Genomic DNA, 520 nt, shown 5'->3' with positions numbered 1-520 from the left:
TGAATCAGCGTATTGATCGTGACCTGATTTTGCTTCGCTACCCGTTCGATCTGAGCAACCAGCTCTGGCTGGAAGTCACATTCCAGATCTTCAGCGACATATAGCCCGGCTTGCATCGATTTAGGCTGTGTTTTTTGCTGAGGAAGCGTAATTTGCTGCTCATAGTCCGCCAGATACCCACGCCAATATTGCAAAGCTGCCTCACGGTCCTGACGTTCCAGCCATTCGATAAATCGACTGAACGGCGTGACAGGCTCCAGCGCTGGCTCATGACCGGCGCGCAGTGTCAGATAGCTGCCAAATACCTCCTGTGTCATAAAGGACAAGCACCAGCCATCCATCAAAATGTGATGGAAGCTCCAAACAAAGTGATACGTTTCATCCCCAGTTTGCAAAATGGAGACACGAATGAGTGCATCCTCTGCGAGATTGAATCCTTTCGCTTTGTCCTCGATGGCAAAAGCTTCAACACGAGCTTCTCGTTCCTCTTTTTCTAGTCCGCGCAAGTCTTCATAATATA

1 protein-coding gene is annotated in these 520 nt (G+C 49.0%); it reads right to left on the bottom strand.

What is annotated here, in order from left to right:
• A partial coding sequence (locus ACWA2B_RS27980) for a condensation domain-containing protein (protein ID WP_449292887.1) occupies positions 1-520 on the bottom strand: 520 nt, incomplete at both ends.

The sequence above is a fragment of the Paenibacillus sp. CMM36 genome, assembly GCF_053570945.1.
The sequence above is the reverse complement of the archived record's forward strand: the minus strand, read 5'-3'. Positions and strand labels throughout refer to the sequence as shown.